Origin of the sequence: Streptomyces sp. 5K101, from assembly GCF_046506645.1 — a bacterium.
Classification (GTDB): Bacteria; Actinomycetota; Actinomycetes; order Streptomycetales; family Streptomycetaceae; genus Streptomyces.
Window position 1 is genome coordinate 276,196 of record NZ_JBKFFO010000009.1, and the last position, 16,969, is coordinate 293,164.

The 16,969-nt window shown below is 71.3% G+C and carries 19 protein-coding genes and 1 tRNA gene; 8 read left to right on the forward strand and 12 right to left on the reverse strand.

Annotation, left to right across the window (positions count from 1 at the left end):
• The first annotated feature begins 127 nt into the window (after nucleotides 1-127).
• The 4 genes from ACLB9X_RS19660 to ACLB9X_RS19675 all read left to right on the forward strand — a co-directional run bounded on the left by ACLB9X_RS19660 (nucleotide 128) and on the right by ACLB9X_RS19675 (nucleotide 3,436).
• Nucleotides 128-703 (forward strand): TerD family protein, encoded by a 576-nt coding sequence (locus tag ACLB9X_RS19660; protein ID WP_365990302.1) that lies wholly within the window; start codon nucleotides 128-130, stop codon nucleotides 701-703.
• A gap of 92 nt (nucleotides 704-795) precedes the next feature.
• Nucleotides 796-1,371, forward strand: a complete 576-nt coding sequence (locus ACLB9X_RS19665) for a TerD family protein (protein ID WP_410361678.1) — start codon at nucleotides 796-798, stop codon at nucleotides 1,369-1,371.
• A 71-nt stretch (nucleotides 1,372-1,442) separates the two neighbouring features.
• Nucleotides 1,443-2,588 carry a DUF475 domain-containing protein gene (locus tag ACLB9X_RS19670; RefSeq protein ID WP_410361679.1) on the forward strand — a complete coding sequence of 382 codons (1,146 nt, stop codon included), beginning with the start codon at nucleotides 1,443-1,445 and terminating at the stop codon, nucleotides 2,586-2,588.
• Nucleotides 2,589-2,698: 110 nt separating this feature from the next.
• Nucleotides 2,699-3,436, forward strand: a complete 738-nt coding sequence (locus ACLB9X_RS19675; RefSeq protein WP_410361680.1) for a Tellurium resistance — start codon at nucleotides 2,699-2,701, stop codon at nucleotides 3,434-3,436.
• Nucleotides 3,437-3,660: 224 nt separating this feature from the next.
• Here the strand turns inward: ACLB9X_RS19675 and ACLB9X_RS19680 are convergent, their stop codons facing one another.
• Entirely contained in the window at nucleotides 3,661-4,488 is an 828-nt protein-coding gene (locus ACLB9X_RS19680) for a TerD family protein (RefSeq protein ID WP_410361681.1), read from the reverse strand.
• Nucleotides 4,489-4,700: 212 nt separating this feature from the next.
• On the opposite strand from ACLB9X_RS19680, the gene ACLB9X_RS19685 reads away from it, so the two are divergent.
• From ACLB9X_RS19685 to ACLB9X_RS19695, 3 genes are read left to right on the forward strand one after another with little or no spacing between them, the layout of a single operon-like run.
• The gene (locus ACLB9X_RS19685) at nucleotides 4,701-5,867 is read left to right on the forward strand and encodes an HpcH/HpaI aldolase/citrate lyase family protein (protein ID WP_410361682.1); all 1,167 of its coding nucleotides are present in this window, start codon (nucleotides 4,701-4,703) and stop codon (nucleotides 5,865-5,867) included.
• Nucleotides 5,864-8,332, forward strand: a complete 2,469-nt coding sequence (locus tag ACLB9X_RS19690) for a phosphoribosyltransferase (protein WP_410361683.1) — start codon at nucleotides 5,864-5,866, stop codon at nucleotides 8,330-8,332. The genes ACLB9X_RS19685 and ACLB9X_RS19690 overlap by 4 nt, the downstream gene beginning before the upstream one ends.
• Nucleotides 8,329-9,135, forward strand: coding sequence for an HAD family hydrolase (locus tag ACLB9X_RS19695; protein ID WP_410361684.1), 807 nt, complete (start codon nucleotides 8,329-8,331; stop codon nucleotides 9,133-9,135). The genes ACLB9X_RS19690 and ACLB9X_RS19695 overlap by 4 nt, the downstream gene beginning before the upstream one ends.
• A gap of 92 nt (nucleotides 9,136-9,227) precedes the next feature.
• On the opposite strand, the gene ACLB9X_RS19700 is transcribed toward ACLB9X_RS19695, so the two are convergent.
• From ACLB9X_RS19700 to ACLB9X_RS19710, 3 genes are all read right to left on the reverse strand, one after another.
• Nucleotides 9,228-9,458 carry an FmdB family zinc ribbon protein gene (locus ACLB9X_RS19700; RefSeq protein ID WP_410361685.1) on the reverse strand — a complete coding sequence of 77 codons (231 nt, stop codon included), beginning with the start codon at nucleotides 9,456-9,458 and terminating at the stop codon, nucleotides 9,228-9,230.
• Nucleotides 9,459-9,467: 9 nt separating this feature from the next.
• A complete protein-coding gene (locus ACLB9X_RS19705) occupies nucleotides 9,468-10,070 on the reverse strand; it encodes a DUF4383 domain-containing protein (protein WP_410361686.1) in 603 nt (200 codons plus the stop codon).
• A gap of 214 nt (nucleotides 10,071-10,284) precedes the next feature.
• Nucleotides 10,285-11,661 carry a hypothetical protein gene (locus ACLB9X_RS19710; protein ID WP_410361687.1) on the reverse strand — a complete coding sequence of 459 codons (1,377 nt, stop codon included), beginning with the start codon at nucleotides 11,659-11,661 and terminating at the stop codon, nucleotides 10,285-10,287.
• 198 nt (nucleotides 11,662-11,859) lie between these two features.
• Here ACLB9X_RS19710 and ACLB9X_RS19715 point away from each other — a divergent pair.
• Nucleotides 11,860-11,934, forward strand: a tRNA-Val gene (locus ACLB9X_RS19715).
• A 63-nt stretch (nucleotides 11,935-11,997) separates the two neighbouring features.
• On the opposite strand, the gene ACLB9X_RS19720 is transcribed toward ACLB9X_RS19715, so the two are convergent.
• From ACLB9X_RS19720 to ACLB9X_RS19755, 8 genes are all read right to left on the reverse strand, one after another.
• Entirely contained in the window at nucleotides 11,998-13,143 is a 1,146-nt protein-coding gene (locus ACLB9X_RS19720) for a tyrosine-type recombinase/integrase (protein ID WP_410361688.1), read from the reverse strand.
• Complete coding sequence (locus ACLB9X_RS19725; protein ID WP_410361728.1) at nucleotides 13,143-13,340, reverse strand: helix-turn-helix domain-containing protein; 198 nt, start codon at nucleotides 13,338-13,340, stop codon at nucleotides 13,143-13,145. The genes ACLB9X_RS19720 and ACLB9X_RS19725 overlap by 1 nt, the downstream gene beginning before the upstream one ends.
• 170 nt (nucleotides 13,341-13,510) lie before the next feature.
• Nucleotides 13,511-14,761, reverse strand: coding sequence for a DUF3631 domain-containing protein (locus ACLB9X_RS19730; protein ID WP_410361689.1), 1,251 nt, complete (start codon nucleotides 14,759-14,761; stop codon nucleotides 13,511-13,513).
• Entirely contained in the window at nucleotides 14,758-15,117 is a 360-nt protein-coding gene (locus ACLB9X_RS19735) for a hypothetical protein (protein WP_410361690.1), read from the reverse strand. The genes ACLB9X_RS19730 and ACLB9X_RS19735 overlap by 4 nt, the downstream gene beginning before the upstream one ends.
• The gene (locus tag ACLB9X_RS19740) at nucleotides 15,114-16,016 is read right to left on the reverse strand and encodes a bifunctional DNA primase/polymerase (protein ID WP_410361691.1); all 903 of its coding nucleotides are present in this window, start codon (nucleotides 16,014-16,016) and stop codon (nucleotides 15,114-15,116) included. The genes ACLB9X_RS19735 and ACLB9X_RS19740 overlap by 4 nt, the downstream gene beginning before the upstream one ends.
• An 85-nt stretch (nucleotides 16,017-16,101) precedes the next feature.
• Nucleotides 16,102-16,239 (reverse strand): hypothetical protein, encoded by a 138-nt coding sequence (locus tag ACLB9X_RS19745; protein WP_410361692.1) that lies wholly within the window; start codon nucleotides 16,237-16,239, stop codon nucleotides 16,102-16,104.
• 31 nt (nucleotides 16,240-16,270) lie between these two features.
• Entirely contained in the window at nucleotides 16,271-16,459 is a 189-nt protein-coding gene (locus tag ACLB9X_RS19750) for a hypothetical protein (protein WP_410361693.1), read from the reverse strand.
• 11 nt (nucleotides 16,460-16,470) lie between these two features.
• Nucleotides 16,471-16,941 (reverse strand): hypothetical protein, encoded by a 471-nt coding sequence (locus ACLB9X_RS19755; RefSeq protein ID WP_410361694.1) that lies wholly within the window; start codon nucleotides 16,939-16,941, stop codon nucleotides 16,471-16,473.
• Nucleotides 16,942-16,969 lie beyond the last annotated feature (28 nt).

The window sequence follows — 16,969 nt, forward strand, 5'->3', positions numbered from 1 at the left end:
GCGGGGTTTCCCGGGGATCGCCCGGAAATAGCACAGCGGCCGGGAACCGGTCACTAGGATCCTTTCGTTGATCCCAACAGCAACGAACGACGGGGGCGCTGCCCCTGAACATCCAATGGAGGGACTCGTGGGAGTCAGCCTCAGCAAGGGCGGCAACGTCTCGCTGACCAAGGAGGCCCCTGGCCTGACCGCCGTCACCGTCGGTCTGGGCTGGGACGTTCGCACCACCACCGGCACCGACTTCGACCTCGACGCCAGCGCCATCCTGGTCAACGCGCAGGGCAAGGTCCGCAACGACCAGGACTTCGTGTTCTTCAACAACCTGAAGAGCGCCGACGGCTCGGTCGAGCACACCGGTGACAACCTCACCGGCGAGGGCGAGGGCGACGACGAGCAGGTCAAGGTGAACCTGGCCGGCGTCCCCGCCGACGTCGACAAGATCGTCTTCCCGGTGTCGATCTACGACGCCGAGACCCGCCAGCAGTCCTTCGGCCAGGTCCGCAACGCGTTCATCCGCGTGGTGAACCAGGCCGGCGGCGCCGAGATCGCGCGGTACGACCTCTCCGAGGACGCCTCCACCGAGACGGCGATGGTCTTCGGCGAGCTCTACCGGCACGGCGCGGAGTGGAAGTTCCGCGCGGTCGGCCAGGGGTACGCCTCGGGCCTGCGCGGCATCGCGCAGGACTTCGGCGTGAACGTCTGAGTTCAGCAGTTCCCCGTCCGGCGCCGCACTCCTTCTGGTGCGGCGCCGGACGTGCCTCGCAACCAAGCCCACCCAGGGGAGGACTCACCATCATGGGCGTCACGCTCGCCAAGGGAGGCAATGTCTCCCTCTCCAAGGCCGCACCCAACCTCACGCAGGTCCTCGTCGGGCTCGGCTGGGACGCGCGCTCCACCACCGGAGCACCCTTCGACCTCGACGCCAGCGCCCTGCTCTGCCAGAACGGCCGGGTCCTCGGCGACGAGTGGTTCGTCTTCTACAACCAGCTCGCGAGTCCCGACGGCTCCGTCGAGCACACCGGGGACAACCTCACGGGTGAGGGCGACGGCGACGACGAGTCGCTCCTGGTGGACCTCTCCAAGGTGCCGGCCACGGTCGACAAGATCGTCTTCCCGGTCTCCATCCACGACGCCGACAACCGCGGCCAGACCTTCGGCCAGGTGAGCAACGCCTTCATCCGCGTGGTCAACCAGGCCGACGGCCAGGAGCTCGCCCGCTACGACCTCAGCGAGGACGCCTCGACGGAGACCGCGATGATCTTCGGAGAGCTCTACCGCTACGGGCAGGAGTGGAAGTTCCGGGCGGTGGGACAGGGGTACGCGTCGGGCCTGCGGGGCATCGCTCTAGACTTCGGGGTCAACGTTTCGTAAAGCCGCGTGCGGCGCGGGGGAGACCCTCCCCCGGGCATCGCCCGGGGGACCATTACACGATTGGGTAGCCAGTGGTTCTGAAAACCTTCGGCTGGTCGTTCGCCGTCACGGCGCTCGGCCTCGCATTCGCCGCCTGGCAGTGGGGCTGGGAGGCGTTCGGGATCGTGCTGATCCTGTCGATCCTCGAGATCTCGCTGTCCTTCGACAACGCGGTCGTCAATGCCGGAATCCTCAAGAAGATGAACGCCTTCTGGCAGAAGATCTTCCTGACCATCGGCATTCTGATCGCCGTCTTCGGTATGCGACTGGTCTTCCCCGTCGTGATCGTCGCCATCAGCGCCAAGGTCGGACCGATCGAGGCCGTCGAGCTGGCCCTGGACAACCCCGGTCGGTACGAGGCCCTCGTCACCGACGCGCACGCGGCCATCGCCGCGTTCGGTGGCATGTTCCTGCTGATGATCTTCCTGGACTTCATGTTCGAGGAGCGCGAGCACAAGTGGCTGTCCTGGCTGGAGCGCCCGGTGGCCAAGCTCGGCAAGGTCGACATGCTCTCGGTCTGCATCGCGCTGATCGTCCTGCTGGTCACCGCCATGACCTTCGCCACCCAGGCGCACACCAGCACCGGGCACGCCGACAAGTCGGCCACCGTGCTCCTGTCCGGCGTCGCCGGCCTGATCACGTACCTCATCGTCGGCGGCCTCTCCGGGTACTTCGAGAACAAGCTCGAGGAAGAGGAGGAGCGCGAGCACGAGGAGGAGGAGCAGGCCAAGAAGGCAGGCAAGCCCGTCTCCGCGGTCGGCCTCGCCGGCAAGGCGGCGTTCTTCCTCTTCCTGTACCTGGAAGTCCTCGACGCGTCGTTCTCCTTCGACGGCGTCATCGGCGCCTTCGCCATCACCAACCAGATCTTCTGGATGGCGCTGGGTCTCGGCATCGGCGCGATGTACGTCCGGTCGCTCACCGTCTACCTGGTCCGCCAGGGCACCCTCGACGACTACGTCTACCTGGAGCACGGCGCCCACTACGCGATCGGTGCCCTCGCCGTCATCCTGCTCATCACCATCCAGCACGAGATCAGCGAGATCGTCACCGGCCTCGTCGGTGTGTTCCTGATCGCCGCCTCCTTCTGGTCCTCCCTGCGGCGCAACAAGGCGCTCGCCGCGGCCGAGGGAAAAGCTGACTCCTCGGACGACAAAGCCGGAGTGTCGTCCGGGGTGTGACACCCTCCGCGAGGAGGGAACGCTCTGAACGGGGCGGTCACGAGGTTCTCGAGCCTCGGGACCGCCCCGCGGCATGACCGGGGACGTAACGACCGAGTGTGGGGTGGGGCATGGCCTTCTGGGACAACCTGTTTCGGGGGAGCGCGGCGCAGTTCGATTCCGGCAGCGCCGCCACCAACTCCATAGAGCTCACCAAACGGCGCCCGACGGTCTCGCTCACCAAGCAGGGCGCGGCCACCGGCAATCTGCGCGTCAACCTCTCCTGGCGGATGCGCACCTCGGACATCGAGGGGCGCTCACGCCAGGGCGGCCGGCTCCTGCGCCACCCGTTCAAGCTCTTCCAGCCCGACGTGGTCCAGGCCCACACCCAGGGCGTGGTCAACGTGGACCTGGACCTCGGCTGCCTGTACGAGCTGACGGACGGCAGCAAGGGCGTGGTGCAGCCGCTGGGCAGCTTCTTCGGCAGCCTGAACGAACCGCCGTACGTACGCCTCAGCGGCGACGACCGGTTCGGCGCGCCCTCCGGCGAGACGATCTTCGTCAACCTGGACCACCGGGACGACATCAAGCGCCTGCTCTTCTTCGTCTACATCTACGACCAGACGCCCGCCTTCGACCGCACGCACGCGCACTGCACGCTCTACCCGAGCAACGGGCCGCGCGTGGAGATCGAGCTCGACGAGCGCGCGCCCCAGGCCCGCTCCTGCGCGGTGTTCTCCGTGGAGAACGTCAAGGGAGAGCTGATCGTGCGCCGCGAGGTGAAGTTCGTCTACGGCTTCCAGGCCGAGCTCGACCGGCTGTACGGATGGGGGCTGCAGTGGGGCCGGGGCTACAAGAGCCGGGTCTGACCGGGGGAGCCGGGCGGACGGCGGTCTTCCGGACGCTGCCCGCGGTGTGCCGAAGCGGCCGCGGAGGCGGCCGAGAGGCCCGGGCCGGGGGCCGGGGCTGCCCCGGCGGCCCTGGGCGAGGGGCCGGGCGAGCGGGGGAGCCGGGTCTGACCCGGCGCGCGAGGGGGGCGCGCCCGGCGCGGCGCCGGGCGCGCGGGTGGGCGCCCGCGGCCGGGCCCCGGTGGCTACGGACGCAGGAACTGCGGGCCCATCGGCGGCAGCCGGAAGTTCGGGTCGGGCGCGTGCGCGGCCAGGGGAGCGGGCTGCGGATAGCCGTACCCGGAGGCGGGCGGCGCGGTCTGCGGCGGCGTCTGCGGCGGAGGCGGGACGCTGTGCGGGTAGCCGTACGCGGGCCGGGTCGCGTCCGACTGCGGATAGCCGTATGCGGGCTGCGCCGGCAGGGGCGGGGCCGCCTGGGTCGCTGCCTCGGGCTCCGCGGAGGGCTCGGCGGCCGGCTCCGCGGCCGCCTCCGCCTCGTCCACCGATATGCCGAACGCGGTCGCGAGCCCCACGAGGCCCGTCGGGTAGCCCTGTGCCACCGCGCGGAACTTCCAGCCGTCCCCGCGCCGGTACAGCTCGCCGCAGATGATCGCGGTCTCCTCGCCGGTCTCCGGCTTCACGTCGAAGACGGCCAGCGGATCCGTCTCGGGCGCGGCCGCGTCGTGGAGCAGTATGCGCAGATCCCGTACATGCTCGAAGGTGCCGCCGTCCGAGGAGGCGGCGATCACGACCTGGTCGACGGAGGTGTCCAGTGCCCCCAGATCCGCCTCGACGGTGTCCGTCAGGTGCTCGCCGATCCGCTTCTTCGACAGCCGGCGCACCAGGCCCGAGGGATGGCGCGGCTGGTTGTAGAAGACGAAGTCCTCGTCGGAGCGCACACGGCCGCCGGCGCCGAGCAGCAGCGCCGATGCGTCCACGTCCGGCACCCCGGTGCCCGGGGTCCAGCGCAGCACGGCCCGTACGGCCGTGGCATCGAGAGGGACGTTCGAGCCCTTCAGCATGGCGTGCGTCATGCCCGTCATCCTGCCTGCCCGAGTGCGCCCGGGACAACGCGGGGGCCGGTTGCCGGCTCTCCTCGGTCCTTGTCCGGCAGCCCGGGCGACACGGGTGCGAAGCGGACGAGTTACCTGCATTTCATGCAGATGGGGAACTCTCGACACCCGCGCTTACGTACTATTACCGGCCACATGTTGTCAGGGCCGTCGAGGCAGTACGGGGGATGTAGATGCGTCATTTCGGGCAGATCCCGCCTGCGGTCCAGGCGAGACTCTTCCATCAGCAGCCGAGCGAATTCGACGCCGGCTCCCCGGCCAGGATGCTCGCCGCCGCCCTCGGCGCCACGCTCTACAGCCCCGCCACCCGCCCCCGGCTCGCCGACGACGTGGTCAAGCAGGTCGGCCGGGGCGTCGTCTCCATGGTGCTGTGCCTGGAGGACTCCATCGACGACGCGGACGTGGAGGCGGCCGAGGCCAACCTGGTCCGCCAGTTCGCCGAGTTGGAGGCACGCGGCGGCGAACTGCCCCTGCTGTTCGTCAGGGTCCGCTTCCCGGAGCAGATCACCGACCTCGTGAAGCGCCTGGGGCCCGCAGGACGCCTGCTGACCGGATTCGTCCTGCCCAAGTTCACCGAGGAGCGCGGCGTCCCCTTCCTGGAGGCGCTCGCCACCGCCGAGGCCGCCTGCGGGCGCCGGCTCTTCGCGATGCCCGTCCTGGAGTCGCCCGAGCTGCTCTACCTGGAGACCAGGACCGAGACGCTCGTCGGCATCTCGCGCACCGTCGACAAGTACCGCGACCGGGTCCTCGCCCTGCGCCTCGGCGTCACCGACTTCTGCTCCGCGTACGGACTGCGCCGCTCGCCCGACATGACGGCGTACGACGTACGGATCGTCACCTCCGTCATCGCCGACGTGGTCAACGTGCTCGGCCGATCCGACGGCACCGGCTTCACCATCACCGGCCCGGTGTGGGAGTACTTCCCCACCCAGGAGCGCATCTTCAAGCCACAGTTGCGCCGCAGCCCCTTCCTCGAAGGGCGGGCCGAGGAGCTGCGCACCGCGCTCATCGAGCACGACATGGACGGCCTGCTGCGCGAGATCGAGCTCGACCGGGCCAACGGACTGCTCGGCAAGACCTGCATCCACCCCTCCCACGTGCTGCCCGTCCACGCCCTGTCGGTGGTCAGCCACGAGGAGTACAGCGACGCCTGCGACATCCTGCGCCCCGAGCGCTGTGGCGGCGGCGTGCTGCGCTCCGCGTACACGAACAAGATGAACGAGGTGAAGCCGCACCGCGCCTGGGCGGAGCGGACGCTCCAGCGCGCCGAGGTCTTCGGCGTCGCCAAGGAGGACATCGGCTTCGTGGACCTGCTGCGGGCGGGAGTCACGGACTCATGACGGAGGAGAAGGACAGCGTGGTGTGGTCGGGCAGGTGGGTCGCGGACCGGCTCGGAGTCGGACTCGACGGTGACGAACGGCTGCCCGAGCTGCTGGGGCTCGCCCTGCGCCGCAACCCCAAGCGGGCCCACCTGCTGGTGTCCAACGTGCTGGGCAAGCACGTCCCGCAGAACCCGCGCGTGGTGTGGCAGTGCGGGTACGACCTCGGCCGCCGCGTGCGCGAGCTGCTCGGCGACGCCGCGTCGCGCCGCGCGGTCGTCCTCGGCTACGCGGAGACCGCGACCGGCCTCGGCCACTCCGTCGCGGACGGCGTGGCCCTCGCGCCCTATCTGCACTCCACCCGCCGCCCGGTCGACGGCGTCGCCCGCGCCGGCGGGTTCGAGGAGTCCCACTCGCACGCCACCACGCACCTGCTGCTGCCGGAGGACCCCCGGCTGCTGGCGGGCGACGGCCCGCTGATCCTCGTCGACGACGAGTTCTCCACGGGCAACACCGTCCTCAACACCATCCGCGACCTGCACGAGCGCTTCCCGCGCAAGCAGTACGTGATCGTCGCGCTCGTCGACATGCGCGCCGAGGCGGACCGGCGGCGCTTCACCGCCTTCGCGGACGAGATCGGCGCTCGCGTCGACCTCGTGTCCCTCGCCTCCGGCACCGTCCGCCTGCCGGAGGGCGTCCTGGAGAAGGGGCAGGCGCTCGTCGCCGAGCACGAGCCCACGGCCCCCGCCGCGAGCCCGGCCCCGGCGCCTGCCGGCCGCCTCACCCGCATGGATCTGGACTGGCCGGCCGGCGTCCCCGACGGCGGGCGCCATGGCTTCACCCCGGAGCACCGGCGCGCCCTGGAGACCGAGCTGCCCGCCATGGCGCAGCGCATCGCCGACGCGCTCGGCGAGTCCTGCCGCACGGGCCGCCGCGTGCTCGTCCTCGGCTTCGAGGAGCTGATGTACGCGCCGCTGCGGATCGGCGTCGCCCTGGACCAGTACGCCGACGCCGACGTGTCCTACTCCACCACCACCCGCTCGCCCGTCCTCGCCGTCGACGACCCCGGCTACGCGATACGGACCCGGCTCGTCTTCCCGGCCCACGACGACCCCGCCGATGGCCCCGGCGAGCGCTACGCCTACAACGTGGCGGGCGGCGGCTTCGACGCCGTCGTCGCGGTGGTCGACTCGACCGCCGACACCGCCGAACTGCACGGCCCCGACGGCCTGCTGGCCCGCCTCGCGGCCCACACACCGCACGTACTCCTCGCGGTGGTCCCCTCGTACGTCCCCCCGACACCGCCTGCATCCCCGGCATCCCCGGCACCCGAAAGGGCCTCCATGCTGCCCGAGCCGCTCCGCGGACCCGCCTTCTCGTCCTACGCGCCCGAGGAGGTCGGCTGGCTGCTCCAGGACCTGTCGGACGTCGAACTGGAAGCGCCCACGGAGGAGCGCGAGGAGGCCATCCAGAGCGGCGGCGCGCACTACGCCGAGTCCCTGCCCGTCGAGTACCAGCCGAGCGAGCAGTACCAGGCACTGTTCAAGGCCGCGCTCGAGACGTCCGCGGCCCGGATCGCGCGGGCCGTCGGCACCGTCACCGAGACCGTCCTCGCCGAGCGGTCGCCCCACCCCGTGCTCGTCTCCCTCGCCCGCGCCGGCACGCCCGTCGGCGTCCTGATGCGCCGCTGGGCACAGCACCGGCACGGCATCGACCTCCCGCACTACGCCGTGTCCATCGTGCGCGGCCGCGGGATCGACGCCAACGCGCTGCGCTGGCTGGCCGCCCACCACGACCCGGCCGACGTCGTGTTCGTCGACGGCTGGACCGGCAAGGGCGCCATCACCCGCGAACTGGCCGAGGCGCTGCGCGAGTTCGACGGCTTCGACCCCGAGATCGCCGTCCTCGCCGACCCGGGCGGCTGCGTGCGCACCTACGGCACCCGCGAGGACTTCCTGATCCCCTCCGCCTGCCTCAACTCCACCGTCTCGGGCCTCATATCCCGTACCGTGCTCCGCGCGGACCTGGTGGGACCCGACGACTTCCACGGCGCGAAGTTCTACCGCGAACTGGCCTCCGCCGACGTCTCCGGCCACTTCCTCGACACCGTCGCCGCCCGCTTCGACGAGGTCGCCGCCGACGTCGACGCCGACGTCAAGGAACTGCCGGCCACCGACCGTGCCCCCACCTGGGAGGGCTGGGCCGCCGTCGAGCGGATCAGCGAGGAGTACGGCATCCACGACGTGAACCTCGTCAAGCCCGGCGTCGGCGAGACCACCCGCGTCCTGCTGCGCCGCGTCCCCTGGAAGATCCTCGCCCAGCGCGGCGCGGGCGCCGACCTCGACCACGTACGGCTGCTCGCCCAGCAGAGAGGCGTACCGGTCGAGGAGGTCGACGACCTGCCCTACACCTGCGTGGGGCTGATCCACCCCAAGTACACGCGGGGCGCCACCGGTGCCGACGGCAAGGCGGTGACCGGCCAGTGAGCGTCCTCGTCGCCAGCGACCTCGACCGTACGCTGATCTACTCCAACGCGGCCCTCGCGCTCACCATGCCCGACGCGGAGGCGCCCCGGCTGCTCTGCGTCGAGGTGCACGAGCGCAAGCCCCTGTCGTACATGACCGAGACGGCGGCCGGTCTCCTCGCCCGTCTCACCGAGGACACGGTCTTCGTCCCCACGACCACCCGCACCCGCAAGCAGTACCAGCGCATCAGCCTGCCCGGCGCCCCGCCGCGGTACGCGATCTGCGCCAACGGCGGGCACCTGCTCGTCGACGGCGTCAGCGACCGCGACTGGCGCGATTCCGTCACGGCACGGCTCGCCGACGAATGCGCGCCGCTGGCCGAGATCCGCGCCCACCTGTCCGCCGCGTCCGACCCGACGTGGCTCAGGAAGGAGCGCGTCGCGGAGGACCTGTTCGCCTACCTCGTCGTCGAGCGCGCCCTGCTCCCCGAGGGCTGGGTCAAGGACCTCAGCGGCTGGGCGGAGGAACGGGGCTGGTCCGTCTCCCTCCAGGGCCGCAAGATCTACGCGGTCCCCAAGCCGCTCACCAAGAGCGCGGCGGTGCGTGAGGTGGCCCGGCGCACCGGCGTCCGGCTGACCCTGGCCGCGGGTGACTCCCTGCTCGACGCGGACCTCCTGATGTGCGCCGACCGCGCCTGGCGCCCCGCCCACGGCGAACTGGCGGAAGCCGGCTGGACGGCCCCGCACGTGGAGGCGCTCCGCGAGGCGGGGGTGGCGGCGGGGGAGGAGATCCTGCGCCGCTTCGGCCAGGCGGGGGCGCCGTGAGGGCGGGGCGCGCCTGAGGACGTGTCCGCCGGGGAGCGGGCGGGGCCGACTTCAGGCCCGGGGCGGGCGCGCCTGAGGCTGCGCCTGCGCTCTCAGGCGCAGCAACCGCCGCCGCAGCACCCGCCGCCACCGCCACCGCCCGCGCCACCGGCGCTCGGCGCCGGTCCCGCGGACCTCGTGCCGCCCACGGCGACCGCGGACAGCAGCTTGACCGTGTCGTCGTGCCCGGCCGGGCAGCTGGCGGGCGCGGAGGACTCGGCCATGGGCCGGCTGACCTCGAACGTGTCGTCACAGGACCGGCAGCGGAATTCGTAACGCGGCATGCGGTCAGGTTACCGGGGGCCGCGGAGCGGTGGCTGCGGCCGTTGTGCGGCGAGTTCACGGCGGCGCACGGCCCGCTGTTCGCGTGCGGCCTCCTCAGGGTGGCGGGCCTTCCAGTACGGGTTGTCGTGCGGCAGGGTCGCGCTGACCCTTCCGTACATCCCGAAGAACATCAGCATCACGCCCACCACGAAGCTGAACATCACGTTCTGGATGCGGAAGGCGAGCGGGTTGAAGCTGCGGTCGAGGAGGGCGAGGTTGACGAACCCGCTGACGATGAAGAGCACGCCGAGGACCATGTTGAGGGTCGAGGCGAAGTTCCCGCCGACGACCATGCCGACGAAGAGCAGCAGCCCGACGCCGATGGACAGCACGCTCAGCGCGCCGTTGGTGTTCAGACCGGCGACGGTGTCCCCGCGGGTGTCGAAGAAGCCGATCCGGTCGATCAGCCCCAGGATGCCGAAGGCGACGAGCAGGAGCCCCATGAGACCGGCGCCGATGCGGTAGAAGCGGCTCAGCCGGTGGTCGACGGGCAGGTGCTCGTCGAGCCTGATGCGGTTGCGGCGGTGGGCCCGGTCTCCGGCTCTCGGGTGCAGTACGCTTCCTGCGGCCATCGCCGGCCTCCTTCGTCCGTACGCGTGCCCAGGCTTTCAGGATCCGCCCGGGTCGCGGGCGGATCAAGCGCGGGCGGCGCGGCCGGCCTGAGGTGGAGCGCTGCCCTGACACAGCAGATGTCGGGAGTTCGAAGCCGTCCGCGACCACCGGGGAGCGGACCGCGACCAAGGTCACGCGCGCCCGCCACCGCATCCGGCGACGCTGCCTGGGCCGTCAGGCCCGTCCGCCGCCGCGCTCCTCGCGGATCTGCTCGACCACGTGCGCGACACTCCGCCGTACCGCCGCCGTCTCCTGGAGGAAGTGCCAGTAGTCGGGGTGGCGGCCCTCCAGCCCGGAGACCGCCCGCTCCAGGCGGGCGACGGCGTCGTCCAGGGGCCGGGCGTGGCGCGGGTCGGGGGTGCTCCGCCCGGCCATGGCCAGCCGCTGGGCGTCCCGGATGGCGAACCGGGTTCGTTCGATCTCCTGCTGTGGATCCTTGGCGACGGCGTTGAGCCGCTGAAGGCGGCCGCCGGCCGCGGAGACGGCCTCGTCCGTGGCGTTGAGCAGGGCACGGACCGTGCCGAGCAGGGCGGTGGCGTCGGGCCAGCGCTGCTCCTCGCGCGCCTTGCCGGCCTCCTTCAGCTTCTCCTCCGCCTGGCGGATGCCGGCCGCGGCCTGCTCCGGAACGGGCTGGAGATCCTGCCAGCACGCCGCCGAGAAACGGCGCCGCAGCTCGCTGAGGACGGGGGCGACGGAATCGGCGCGGGTGCTCAGGGCCTGGGCGCGGGTGCGCAGGGACACCAGGCGCCGGTCGATCTCGGCGGCGCGCTCGGGCAGCCGCTCGGCCTCGGCCCGTACGGCCTCGGCGTCGCGCAGCACGCGGTCGGCGCGCTGGAGCGTCTCGGTGACGCCGTGCCGGCCGGCGCCCTCGTTGAGCCTGGTCAGCTCGGGGCCGAGGGCGGCGAGCCGGCCGGCGAGGTCGTCCGCTCGCAGCCCGGAGCCGCGCACCGCGTCGAGGGCGTTGCTCGCGGACAGCAGCGCCTGTCGGGCACGCTCCACGGCGGGCGCGAGCGCCGCGAGCTGGGTCTCCGCCTTGTCGAGCAGCGGCCCGAGCCCCTGCGCGAACCGGTCGAGCTCACCCTTGACCCGTACGAGCTCGTCCTTGGCCCGGTGGAGCTCCGTACGCGCCCGGGCGGCGACCGACGCCTCGAGATCGTCCCGGTCGAGGTCGTGCGCGTCGACGGCGGTGATGTAGGTGTGGCTCACCTCGTCGATACGGTGCCCCAGCGCGGCGAAGTCGTCGACCGCGCGGCGGGCACCCGGCGAACTGTCCACGGCGCTGATCGTCTCGATCGAGATACGCAGGTCGCGCTGGGCGGTGTCCAGCTCGTAGAACGCGGCGGCGGCCGCGTCCTTCGCGGCCTGGGCGTCGGCGCGCTGGCTCTCGCCGCGACCACCGAACCAGCGCCGCGTGCCGCCCCCGGCGAAGGCGGCCGGCAGCGCGGCGGCGAGGAGCGGCAGCGGGAGGAGCACCAGCGCGAGGGCGTGCCGCACGTCCCGGACGGCGCTCGCTCGCGCCTTGCGGTGCGGTCGCGCGTCTCTCGCCGTCAATGCCACTCCCGTGCCGTGTCCGCCGTGCCCGTTCCGGTCAATACTCCCACCAGAAGGACGAACACACGGGCCTGTTAGTTCGCGCTGCGCACCACGACTTTCCCGTTGTCGCGGCGGCTCCTCGACGGGCTCGGCCCGCGGCCGGGGAACGGTTTGGAGGTGGGGGGTGTGCGCAAGGTAGGCTGTGGCCTCATCCACGGGTGCGTAGCTCAGGGGTAGAGCGCTGCTCTTACAAAGCAGATGTCGGCGGTTCGAAACCGTCCGCGCCCACCAGCCAGAACGCCCCCGCAGCGAGCCGCTGCGGGGGCGTTGACGGCAGGATTTGACGGCAGTCCCTCAGTCTGACCGGCGGCGACGCCGCAAAAGCCGGTCCATGTGACCCATCGCCTCGCGCCGGTTGTCGTCCGACACGTGGGTGTAGATGTTCATCGTGACGGCGATCTGCGAGTGCCCCAGGATCTCCATCACGACCCGCGCCGGCACCCCGGCCGCGAACAGCAGCGTGGCGCATCCGTGCCGGGCGTCGTGCAGCCGGATGCGGGGGAGCCCTGCGTCATCTGAGATGCGCTCGAACGACCGGCTGAGGTTCCTCGGCTCCACCGGACGACCGGTGCGAGTCGTGAACACGTAGTCACTGTCGTGCCAGCTCTGTCCGGCCGAGTGGCGCTGCGCCGCTTGCCGCAGACGTTGCCAGCGCAGGGGAGCCACGCACATCAGCGGGATGGGGATGACGCGGGTCCGGCGGTTCTTGGTGCTGTCCGCGTACAGCTCTTTCTGCACGCGCTGGAGCTGATTCCGCACGGTGAGTGTCCGACGCTCCAGGTCGATGTCCGACCAGCGCAGCCCGAGGACCTCTCCCCGTCGCAGCCCGAGAGCGACTGCCAGGACGAACGCCGTGTACAGCGGATCCTTCCTCGCGGCCTCCAGGAAGGTTGTCGTCTGCTCCAGGTCCCACGGCTTGAGCTCCCGCGGCTGTACCCGCGGCGCGGGGACCAGCTTGACCACGTTCCTGCTGATCAATTCCTCTCGGCAGGCGGCCGTCAACGCGCTGCGCAGGACCCGGTGGGACTCCTTGGCCGTGGCCGCCGACGTCTGTGTGGTTACAGTTGTGAGCATGCGACGTACGTCCGCTGCTCCAAGGGTCTCCAGGCGCTTGGAGCCGATGTGCGGGATGAGGTAACGCCGGACGTGCGTCTCGTACTTGGCGTACGTCGTCTTCTTGCGGTCGCTCCTGACGAACTCCTCCAGCCAGTACGGCAGCCACTCGGAGAGCTTGGCCGAGCGCGTCGGGGTGGGCACACCTTGCCGGTCCCGCAGGACCAGCTCCTGCCGCTTGGCGTCGCACTCGTCCCAGGTGGTTCCGTAGACCGTCTTACGCCTGCGGGTTCCGTCAGGCTGGGGGACGTACACCCGGGCCTCGTACCGCCCGTCCTTGCGCTGCCAGATACTGCCGGCGCCGTTCGGGTTTCTCTTGCGTGCCATCAGGCAGCTTCCTCCAACTGGTGCTCGATGAATGTGCGGAGTGCGTCAGCCGGAACGCGTCGTGACCGGCCGATCTTGATGCTCTGGAGCTGACGAGAGCGGATGAGGTCATAGATCTTGAAGCGGCTCAGGTTCAGGGCGTCCATGACTTCCGGGACCGTGAGCGCTCGGTGAGTGGTGGGCAGGGCAGAACTCACTGCTGCCTCCAGGGCGGTGACGCGGGCGTCGGTTTCGTTCTGGGGAATCCGCAACATCCGCCACGCCGCAACATTGCTGGTCAGCGGCTTGGATTTGTGGCGGATAGCGGTTCTGTGGCGGATCGGTGCCGCCACACGCGGGTGTGGCGGCACCGAGCGAATGGGACCGGTCAGCCCGCGACGGGGAAGAGCGGTGTGGCGGCTTCCTGCGGCGTGTGGCGGATGCTTGTGGCGCTATCCGCCACAGATTCACCCCCTGTGACCTGCGGTGTGGCGGACGTTGCGGATGTTGCGGACCTGAGAGGGGGCGGGGGGCAGTACCGGGTCCAGGCGTCCGTGAGGTCTTCCGCGTAGTAGCCCTTCGGAGTGCCCGAGGCGGTTCGGATCCCGCGCGGCTTGATGGGCTTGTTGGCGGGGGTGACGTACTGGCCCAGCAGTTTGGACAGGGTGCGGGAGTTCAGCGGCTTGTCGTCCAGGTCGCCCCATGGCGCGTCGTCCATGGCCAGGAGGCATTCGAGGATGACCGCGGTGGGCATGCGGTCGGCGCCGCAGAACACGACGTCGCGCAGGTCGGTCAGCAGCCGGACCCCGAGCGAGGCTTCGTCGTTGTCCTGCGCGGCGGTGACCAGTTCCACGCAGGCGGCGCGGGCGCGCGCGGGCCAGTCGCCCCCAGCCGCGTCCGCGACGGACAGCAGCGGCTCCCACACATCGGCGGGCCGGTCGGTCACCCCATCGGGCATGGCCGGCCACGCTCCGGCGACCTTGTCGCGGACGCTGTCGGCCCAGGCGGCGAGCCTGTCGCGCAGGGCGTTGCCCTGCTGCTCGTGGATGCGCTGGCGGTAGGGCTCCACCTTCTCGTTGGGGGCGCGCTTGCGCATGCGGATGATGACCGAGCGGGACAGGATCGTGTCCGGCAGCGACCCGAGACCGGCCATGGCGACCGCGCAATAGGTGGGGAACTCCTGCACCGTCTGGTTCGCTCCGTCCCCGACGCACCGCCACATGCCGACGCCCTTACGGTGCCCGGCGTTCAGGAAGCCTCGCAGCGGCTCGTTGTCCCCGGCCTTCGGGCCGAACACCGTGTCGATCTCGTCGTAGAGGATCGTGGGCCGCTTCTCCACGCTGGAGACCGAGCGGAACATCGCCGACACGGACGCCTGCGCGGCGACCATGCGGTTCGGGACCAGCGTTTCGACGATCTCCAGTGCGCGGGACTTCCCGCTGCCCGGCTCGGGGGACAGGAAGGCGATGCGCGGTGTCGAGTCGAACGAGTCGAGCAGGTGAGCGTGTGCGTCCCACAGGACGACCGCCACGTAGGCGGCTTCGCGCGGGAAGATGTTGAACCGCCGGTGGAAGGCTTCCACCTCGTCGAGCAGGGCCGCTCCGTCGATGGACGGCGCGGGAGCGTTGTTGCTGGTCATGCGGCGGTCCTCCCTTCCTGGGGAGTGTGGAGCGGGCAGAGGTCGCGGTGGGCGGTGTGGTCGGCGATCAGGGCGTGCACCTTGCGGTGGCCGACCGCGCTTCGGTCGCGGCCGCACGCGCACTTCGAGGTGGCGGTGGGGATGGCGCCGCGTCCGGGTGCGGTGATGTGCAGCCACGCGACGGGGTGCCGGCCGTCTCCCGCGTGCGGGTCAGGGCGAACAGCAGAAAGGACGCCCTGACGGGCGACGACCTTCGGCGCACCCTCGCCGGGGGCGGCGGTGGCCGGTTCGGCGGCTGCTGTGCCGGTGGGCCGACAGGTGAGGCTTTTCAGGGGGGCGTCGGGCCGCGGGGTCATGCCGTTTCCCGCGGTCGGGCGGTGCGGATGGACCAGTTCAGGGCGCTGCGGATGGTGGCGCGGCACTCGGACGGTTCGAGGCCGGCCGCTTCGCCAGCCCACTGAAAAGCCTCCTCGACCAGGTGCCGGGGAAGGTCGCCCCATGCGACGAAGCGGCCCACCGCGCGGGCGCTGGTCAGGAGTTGAGTGTTCCGGCCGCCCTCGGTCGCGGTGGCGACGGCGGCGGTCTCGCGCTCGAGTACGGAGTCCGCGAGCCGGCTGCCGCAGCGCGGCACCGCGAGCCGCGCGGGTTGCGCCGGGCGCTGTGCGGGGGTGAGGGCTTCGAGCAGCCACGCGGGCAGCGCGGCGACCGGCGCGTCGGTGAGGACGTCGTAGGTGCCTTGTGGGGTGGTGCTGCCGGGGGCGACGACGTAGCCGCCCCATGCGCGGGTGTCGATGTTCGGCCCGAGCGCGTTCTGCGTGTTGTGCAGCCGGGTGCCGTCCGGGGCGAGGAAGTACAGGTGCCGACCGCCGCGCGCGGTCCGGATGGTGCGGGTGGTGGGGACGGTCTGCCCGGCGCGCTCGCAGAGCGCCTCAAAGGTCGTCACGCCGCTAGGCGTGTCCGAACAGCTCTTGTCTTTGGGCATGTCGAGGTCGACGACGACCAGCCCGGCCGGGCCGGTCGCGATGCCGACGTTGAACGCGGCCACAGCCCAGCAGCGCTCGATCCGGTCGCGGTCGGTGGTGGCGCGCTGTTCCCACTTCACGTGCCCGCGCGCACAGGGGCCGCGGCCGGTGCATGCGCTCTCGCCGTGCAGCGCGGGGCGCTTGCCGCCCGGCCGCAGCGGGTGGACGGGCCAGCCCCGTTCGGCAGCGTCCAGCGCTGCGGGCAGCAGCGCGGATCGAAGGTCATGGGTCATGCTGGATGTCTCCAGTTCTGTGATGAGTGCTGGCAGACGAGGGCGGCCGCGGTCTTTGGCGAGAGAGCGGCCGCCTTCGGCGTTGTCAGGCGCAGGTGCAGTCGGGCATGGCGCTGGAGCCGTCCGCGCCGCAGCCGCAGCAGTGCGCGTAGGGGTAGGGCTCGGAGTCGTCCGACGGGGCGCACAGGTGGCAGTCGATGGACTGTTCGTCGTCCTCGTACACGGTGGTTCTCCTGAGTGGATCGGCGAGTGGTTCACAGGTTGGGGATGGCGTTGATCACGGCTGCGGTGAGCTGGTTGATGAGTTCGGCGGCGCCGGTGGAGGCGAGGAAGAACCCGAACCCGGCCGCTATGAAGGCGGAGCCGCAGCCGAGAGTCCTGGAGCGCAGCAGGGCGAACAGCCAGAGTCCGAAGAGGACGACGAGCGAGACGGTCACGGCCATGCCGAAGCTCCCTAGTGGTGGTTGATGGTGCCGGTGGCGCGGCCGAAGAGGCCGGTGGCGGTGATGTTCTGCGTGATGTGCGCCGGGGCCGTCCGGCCGGTGCGGCTGCGGCCGATGCCGAGCAGTAGGGGCAGGGCGATGGCTCCGGCGGCGATGAGGGCGACGGCGGCCCACAGGGCTTGGCTCATGGCGATCAGTCCCGGTGCGGCGTAGGAGAGGCCGATGCCGGTGGCCGCGATGCCGCCGCCGATCGTCGGCGTGAGGAGTGCGGTGGTCTTGGCCCACGTCGGAATCGGCTGCGCGATGGGCACCGGCTGCGGCGCGGGTACGGCGGGGGGCTGGGTGTAGGCGAGGGTGCGGATGCCGCCGGGCAGGGTGACGAGCTGGACGCCAGGCGGGATCTCGTGCGGCAGCATCGCCCCGTGCGTCGGGGACGGCTGGAGCGGGACGGTGGTGATCTCGTACGCGGTCTCGGAGTGCACAACGGGGTCCCTTCAACGACGGCGGGCA